The organism is Rhabdonatronobacter sediminivivens, from assembly GCF_013415485.1.
GTDB lineage: Bacteria > Pseudomonadota > Alphaproteobacteria > Rhodobacterales > Rhodobacteraceae > Rhabdonatronobacter > Rhabdonatronobacter sediminivivens.
Genome location: NZ_JACBXS010000075.1, coordinates 1 through 7,642, shown reverse-complemented (window position 1 = coordinate 7,642; position 7,642 = coordinate 1). Strand labels below are relative to the sequence as shown.

The 7,642-nt window shown below is 62.1% G+C and carries 6 protein-coding genes; 1 reads left to right on the top strand and 5 read right to left on the bottom strand.

The annotated features are described in order from the left end of the window. Window positions 1-3,172 (bottom strand): choice-of-anchor L domain-containing protein (locus HUK65_RS17655; protein ID WP_179907581.1); only part of this gene is annotated, 3,172 nt, incomplete at its 3' end. A 555-nt stretch (window positions 3,173-3,727) separates the two neighbouring features. Between HUK65_RS17655 and HUK65_RS17650 the strand changes: the two genes are divergently transcribed. Further along, window positions 3,728-4,276, top strand: coding sequence for a YcbK family protein (locus HUK65_RS17650; RefSeq protein WP_179907580.1), 549 nt, complete (start codon window positions 3,728-3,730; stop codon window positions 4,274-4,276). 118 nt (window positions 4,277-4,394) lie between these two features. Here the strand turns inward: HUK65_RS17650 and HUK65_RS17645 are convergent, their stop codons facing one another. The 4 genes from HUK65_RS17645 to HUK65_RS17630 all read right to left on the bottom strand — a co-directional run. Next, window positions 4,395-5,720, bottom strand: coding sequence for a TRAP transporter large permease (locus HUK65_RS17645; protein WP_179907579.1), 1,326 nt, complete (start codon window positions 5,718-5,720; stop codon window positions 4,395-4,397). 26 nt (window positions 5,721-5,746) lie between these two features. Continuing rightward, window positions 5,747-6,262: a TRAP transporter small permease subunit gene (locus HUK65_RS17640; RefSeq protein WP_179907578.1), complete on the bottom strand. Its 516-nt coding sequence runs from the start codon at window positions 6,260-6,262 to the stop codon at window positions 5,747-5,749. A gap of 5 nt (window positions 6,263-6,267) precedes the next feature. Further along, window positions 6,268-7,347 carry a TRAP transporter substrate-binding protein gene (locus HUK65_RS17635; protein ID WP_179907577.1) on the bottom strand — a complete coding sequence of 360 codons (1,080 nt, stop codon included), beginning with the start codon at window positions 7,345-7,347 and terminating at the stop codon, window positions 6,268-6,270. A gap of 6 nt (window positions 7,348-7,353) precedes the next feature. After that, window positions 7,354-7,642: transposase (locus HUK65_RS17630; RefSeq protein ID WP_179907576.1), on the bottom strand; the 289-nt coding region annotated here is incomplete at its 5' end.

The following is a 7,642-nucleotide window of genomic DNA, read 5'->3' as shown; positions in this document are numbered from 1 at the left end:
GGCTGGTCACGGTCAGGGTGTCGGTGACCTCCATCCCTTCGGGCAGCGCCTGGACGTTGTCGGCATCATTGTCCAGCAGATAGGCCCATTGGCCGGTGGTCGGAATGAAGGCAAACTTGCCATAGGTGCCCTGCAGCTCCTCGGCCAGGGCATGGCGGAAACGGCCATCGCCCGGGTCAGGGTCGGTCAGGGTCAGGAGCCCATCGGCCTGCTGGCTGTCCGGGTCATCCTCGACCACCGCTCCCGAGGTATCTCCGGAGATGCTGGCCGGAGCGTTCGCGCCGATGATGGTGACCGTGATCTCGGCGCTGGCATCACCCTGCAGATTGGTGACCGTCAGGGTATCGGCCAGTTCCTCTGCCCGGGGCAGTGCAATGACATCCGCATTGTCATTGTCCAGCGTATAGGCCCAGGCGCCGGTATCGGCGTCAAACTGGAACGTGCCATACGCTCCGGCAAGGGAGGCTTCATCCGGCACGGCGAACCCGGCGCTTTGCTGGCCGGTGTTCGGGTCGATGACGAGAACGTTGCCCTCAGCGGTTTCGGCGTCGTCATCGGCCTCGACCACCTGGCCTTCGATGTCACCGCCGATGGTCTGCGGCAGGGCTTCATAGGTGATGACGGTATTGCCATCCTCGGCCGTGACCGAAAACGGGCTGTCCGGTGACACGCCGGCCAGGGTGACGGTGCTGTCCACCTCACCATCGCCATTGGCATCGATCTGCAGGATGGCCGATCCCGGCAGGATCGTCATCTGATCAAGCGTGAACTCCACGCCGGAAAAGGTCAGAGAATCGCTGGGTTTCATCCCGACAATGACATCGTTGTTCAGGCTTTGAAGCGTGCCGGTCACATTGGTTGGCGCGTCGCCGATCAGAACCTCCTCGGGCAGGTCCGTGGGCGTGACCTCGGGCTGGTTGGTCGCATCAAGGGTGCTGAGCACGCTGACCCCGCTGCCCCCGCCGGACACGGCCTGGATACTGGACAGGAAAATACCCGAATCCAGAATGGTATCGCCCGTGTCCGCAACACCGATCTTGACCGTGTTCAACCCTTGCTGCAGCGGCGCGCGGATGGTGACCGGGGCGGTGAAGCCATCCCATTCGATCCCGTAGGGCGCCGCTGCGCCATCGAACTGGGTGGGATCGCCGAACAATCCGTTGCCGTTGTTGTTGTTCAGGATGAACCCTTCGTTGACATTCGGCGAGATGACGCTGAGCGGACGGTTGGCATTGCCGTCAAAGAAGGCGTAATTGGTGCCATTCACATACACGGCGGCAATATCGACAAAGCTCGAGTCGATAAACTCGGGGAATTCCTCGGATCCGAAGACCAGGGTTGTGCGCAGGGTATCGATGCCCGGGTCGGTGACGTTGATGGTGAATTCCAGGACCGAGGCGTCATTCGTGGCCCCCGCCCCGGAAAACGCCTGCTGCGCGGTGGCGGTCAGATCCGGGTCACCCGGGGTGCCAAACCCGACCGAGAAATCCGGCTGCGTGTTCCGGTCGCCCGGAAACCCGCCTGAACTGAGCATGATCCCGGAGCCCAGGTTGAAATCCTGCAGGCCGCCTGTCAGGGCCTCGATGGTGAAATCTTCCACCGCGAAAGCCGCGCTTCCGGAGCCGGAATAGGTGACATTGCCAATACCCGCGGACCCGTCCAGGCCCAGCATGTCAGAGAGCGCAACACGGGCCGCCGTGTTCAGGTTGGGCACATCCGGCAGTTGGGTGATCTGCGCAAAGGACTGAACCCCCTGCAGGCCAAGGTCCGGCAGATCGTCATCCGGCTCATCCATGACCGGAATCCCCAGCGAGAAAGTGTCCAGATTGACCTGCACCTCCTCGACCAATGTGCCCAGGGTGTAATCGTTGAGCGGGCTGAGCGCGAAGGACAGGTTGTCACGGATGCTGGCGCCAAGCGGCGTGTCACGGCCGAAATCCCATTCGCCATCGAACGAGGTCGAAAAGATCCAGGCGCCAATGGTCGCGTCATAGGACAGGCTCAGCAGTTCCGGCGCGCCGCTGAAGCTCGATTGCAACTTGTAGACATTCTCGAATTGCCCGTTGACCGCAACGTCAACATCTATCTGGACCGGGTCATCCCCGGAATGGGTGTATTCGAACAGATCGCCAACACCGCCGGTGAAGCTCTGGCCGTTGATGGTATAGGTAAAGCTGTATTCCGGCTCGAAATTCAGTTCCTGAACCAATGCGACACCGGCGGTGACGATGTATTCGAACAGGGTGTAGGCCAATTCCAGCTTGGCCTCCAGCGGGCCCAGCTCCAGATCCCAGCCCAGTTCACCGCTCAGAACAGCCAGCGGCGGAAACTTGTACTTCAGGATATCCACCAGCCCTGCGCTGATCTGGAAGATGTCATCACGGATCTCACCGCGCTCGCCCTCGCTCAGCGCAAAGCTCTGCCCGGTCTCGAAGCTTGAAGACAGCGTGATGGGCCCCAGGTCCACACTGGATTCATTGGAAAACTGGCCACCGATATCCAGGCCAAAGGTCAGTTCGTTCCCCGAACCGCCCTCGAAATACGGCCATGGGAAATCAGGGGCGAAATAGTCCTGCGACAGGATTGCCGGATCATCATCGTCTTCATCGTCAATGAAATGCAGCTCCTTGATGCCGATCTCGCCCAGCACGGCCTCGGCGCCGGCAAAACCCTCCAGCGCGGACAGCCCGCTGCCCGTGATCGCATAAGGCGAAGATACCGACCGCACCCCGAACTGGAACGTGTCCCCATCCCCCGCCTGGGTCGGCAGTTCGAAATCGAAGATCGGCTCGAACCCGAAGGGATTGACGCTGCCAAGCGACGGCGGAGCAATCTCGACCCCGGCCGTCACGCCGAAATCCAGCGCAGGCATCACGCCAACACCCGGGGTGCCGCCAATGAAGGCGGGCTGCGGATCAATGATCGTCCAGACCCCGTTCTCATCCAGTTGGCTGCCAATAAAGTCAACGGAGAAAGCAAGATCGGTGCCCAGAATGGATTCGCCGTTCAACTGCAGCAACGACAGGTCCAGGCTGTCCAGGCTCGCGCTGAATTCGAACAGGCGGAAATCAAGCCCGTCCTCCAGAAATGTCCGGATCGGACCCTCGGGCAGCGCACTGGTGCCAAAGGTGATCTGATCGAAAGAGACGGTGGAGGGCGATTGCACAAGCATTTGGTCACTCCAGGTAAATGCGTTTCTGTTCAGTTGTGGCGGAGGATCGGCGGCACCTTGCGGGCTGCAAGGTTCAGGGTCAGCTGAAGGTCAAGGGGATGCGCCTTCGGGTCCCTTCATGCGGGGCGCCAAGCCCGCAAGGTGCCCGGCGACATAATCGCCCGGAAACCAGCTTTCGTTCTGATGGAGAAGCCGCGATTGCGCGGCAACATGCGTCGGAAAAGCCCGAACAAATCTCGCGCACAGATATCCGTAGCGCAGTTTGAAACATGAGTCCCATTCCACTCGTCAACTCGTCAAAAACTTACCTAACGCATGAAGTTCATAGAGCATTTCATTAACTTTATGGCAAGTCCTTTTCACGGTTAACAATCCGTTTTCCAGGATTGAGGCCGGCGCTGCTGCACCCAGGGGTTGACGGCCCGGCCCGCGCCTTGCTGCGCGGCACCGTCGGTCAGAATCCGCCGACACAGCGATGTGACCGCCCCGCCCACTGGGATCATCGGTGCGGGCCGCGTATGGCGCCAGCCGACGAAAACGATCCCGGAGACTTCCATGCAGACCCCTGGTCACACAGCCCTCACCCGGCGCGCTTTCCTGTTCGGCGCTTCGGCCGCTCTGGGCGGGCTGTCCGCAGCGCCCGCCGCAGCCTTCCTGCGCAGGCAGGCAGACCCCGAAGCCGCGGAACCGCGCAGCCTGCTGATGATCAACCAGCGCACGGATGAGCTGTTCAACGAGGTCTATTTTGACGGCGTTGGATACCTTGCAGAATCCCTTGACCGGTTTGCGCATTTTGCCCGTGACCTGCGCACCGGAGAGCGCGGCACGATGGACCCATACCTTCTGGATCTTGCCGCGGATATCCAGGCCCTTGCCGGGGCCGATGCGCCCCTGGTCCTGACCCATGGCTTTCGATCATCGTCGCGCAACGTGCGCGGCGGCGCTGCAAATTCGCATCACCTGCATGGCCAGGCGCTGGACATCACGCATCGCGGGCTGGGCACGCGCAGGCTGCACCAGATCGCCGCGCAGATCGGACGCGGCGGGCTGGGCCGGTATTCGAGCTTCATTCACATCGACACGGGCGAGACGCGCAGATGGTAACCCCCTGCCCCGAACCGGCAACCGGGTCATCGCAGTAGCGCGCGGGCGGCGGCGGTGGTGAGGTCGATCGGCGCGGCGCGGTCACCCCCGCCATGGCCAATGCTGCGCAGGCGGCATGTCACCAGCCGATGGCCTGCGGCAACCAGGTTGCCAGTTGCGGCATGAAGAACACCATCGCCAGGGCAATGAACTGCAATCCGATGAACGGCAGCGCCCCCTTGTAGATATCCATGGTGCTGACCCCCGGCGGCGCCACCCCCTTCAGGAAAAAGAGCGACCAGCCGAAGGGCGGGGTCAGGAACGATGTCTGCAGGTTCAGACAGATCAGAATGCCCAGCCAGACCGGATCCACCCCCGCTTGAAGGAAAAACGGCAGGAACAGCGGCAGGGCGATATAGGTGATTTCGATCCATTCCAGAAAGAACCCCAGCACGAAAACCAGAAGCAGCATGAACAGCAACGCCCCGTTCACACCACCGGGCACCCATTCGAACATGCGCTGGACCAGATGCTCGCCGCCGAGGCCACGAAAGGCCAGCCCGAACGCCTGCGCACAGATCAGGATGAAGAACACCATGGCCGAGATCAGCAGCGTGGACCGCGCCACCTGATAGAGCAGCGAAAGCGTCAGACGCCCGGACAGCGCCACGAACAGCAGCGCGCCCACCGCCCCCATGGATGCGGCCTCGGTCGGGGCGGCAATGCCGCCGATGATGCTGCCAAGCACCGCAATCACCAGCCCGACCGGCGGGCCAACCACCAGCACCACCTTGCGCAGCAATTGCCAGCGCGACATGGCCCGGCGTTCATCCACCGGGATCGGCGGCATGGCGCCCGGACGCCACCAGGCATAGGCCAGGATTGCCAGAACATAGACAGCCGCCAGCGTCAGCCCCGGCACCATCGCGGCCGCAAACATGGTGCCGACCGATTCCTGCAGGATATCGGCCAGCAGGATCAGCACCAGCGACGGCGGGATAATCTGCCCTAGCGTCCCCGAGGCGCAGATCATCCCGCTGGCCACCGTCTTTGGATACCCCCGGCGCAGCAGCGTGGGCAGGGTCAGCAACCCCAGCGTGACGATGGTCGCGCCGACGATGCCAGTCGCCGCACCCAGCAGCACACCGACAAAGATGATCGCCACCCCCATACCGCCCTGGATATTGCCGAACAGATGGCCAACGACATCGATCAGTTCCTCGGCCAATCGGGATTTTTCCAGCATCACACCCATGAAGACGAACAGCGGTATCGCCATGAGCGTATAATTGGTGACAACCCCGTATACCCGCGAGGGCAACAGGTTGAACAGCATCGGCCCAAACCCGACATACCCGAACACAAAGGCCGAAACCGCAAGCGCGATGCCAACCGGAATACCGATGATCAGCAGCACGAAGAATGCAGCGATCATGCCGATCGCCAGCAACTCATTGGGGCTCATGGAACCTTTTCCTTGTGATTATGGGATCATGCGCGCGGGCGCGGCTCCAGCGCGAAAAGATGGCGCAGCACATGCGCCATGCCCTGCACGGCAAGCAGCCCGAAGCCCAACGGGATCAGCGCCTTGAGCACGAAGCGATACGGCAACCCCCCCGGATTGGGCGACCCCTCGCCGCGGACATAGGACATTTCCACCCATGGCAGCGACAGTTTGACCATCACCACACCGAAGCCGATCATCAGCAGCCCGCCCAGGATTTCGATCCCACGCTGAACCAGGGGGGCGAACCGGTCGAACAGGACGTCCACCCGCACCTGGTCGCCGGAAAACAGCGCATAGGACATGCCAAACAGCGCAATGGGCGAGATCAGGTGCCACTGCAACTCCTGCGCCCAGACAGCACCGGTGCGGAACAGGTAGCGGGCGAAGACATCGCCCGCTACCAGAAGCACCAGCACCACGCAGACCCATGCGGCCAGAATGCCAAACCCCTTTACCACTGCCTCAAGAAGCAGCACGAAACGCGTGATGGCCGGTTTCATGGGTGTCACATCCGCAGGATGTCTTTGAACCAGGACACTTCGGACACCCGCGCCCAGCCGTCATGATCCGCCTTGAAGGCAAAGTAGCTGTCATGGACCTTGCGCACGATCTCCGAGGCGTTCGCCTCGGTCTCCAGCGTGTCCAGGGTGGCTTCGCGCAGGGCATCGACGACTGCAACCGGCAGGGGCGCGGCCGTGACGCCGTGGTTTTCGATCAGGTCGGTCAAGGCGGGGCCGTTCACCGATTCAGACCAGATCAGGCTTTCAAGGCACGCCGCCTGGCTGGCCTGCTTGACGATCATCTGCAGATCCTCGGGCAGGCTGTCCCAGGCCGCGCGCGAAATCAGCAACTCGCCCGTGGTGGCCGGTTCATGCCACCCCGAGGTGTGGTAATATTTCGCCGCCTGATGCAGGCCCAGCGCACGGTCCTGATAGGGGCCGACGAATTCGGCGGCATCGATCACGCCACGTTCCAGCGCGGGGAAGATTTCGCCGCCGGGCAACAGCCGGGTATCCACCCCGATGGCGGCATAGACCCGGCCCGCCAGCCCCGGAATGCGCATCCGCAACCCGTCGAACTGACTCAGATCCTCGATCGGCTCGCGGAACCAGCCGGTCAGCTGCACGCCGGTGGAGTTCATCGGAAAGGCGATCAGCCCGAACGGCTCGTAAACCTCGTGCCACAGTTCCAGACCGCCGCCATGGAACAGCCAGGCCATATGGCCCATGTAGGACATGCCGAAGGGAACGGTGGTGAAGTACTGTGCCGCAAAGGTGTTGCCCGACCAGAAATAGCTGTTCGAGGCGTTCATCTCGATCACGCCCTGCTGGACGGCATCGAACCCCTCGAATGCGGGGATCAGCTCACCGGCGGCGAAATGCTGGATGTTGAGCCGCCCGCCGGACATGATGCGGATCTTCTCGATGATATCGGTCGGGCTTCCCGGGCCGACAGTGTAGAACGGGGCGGTCGGACCATAGCTGTTGGTCATGCGCCAGTTGAACGTATCCTGCGCGCGGGCAACGCGAGGCGCGGCAACGCCCGCGCCCACGGCGCCCAGTGCCGAGCTAGGCTCCAGACTCATTGATATTCAAAGCCAGAAGAGGACGGTTGCGGCGAGCGCGACGGCGGAGAGGAACACTTTCGGGCATCGGTCATAGCGGGTCGCGATCCGTCGCCAATCCTTCAGCCGCCCGAACATGATCTCGATCCGGTTGCGCCGCTTGTAGCGCCGTTTGTCGTATTTCACGGTCGTCTTTCGCGCTTTACGGCCAGGGATGCAGGGCTTTATCTCCTTGTCTTTCAACGCATCTCTGAACCAATCAGCGTCATACCCTCGGTCAGCGATCAGCCAGTCGGCTTCTGGTAGGCTCCTGAGC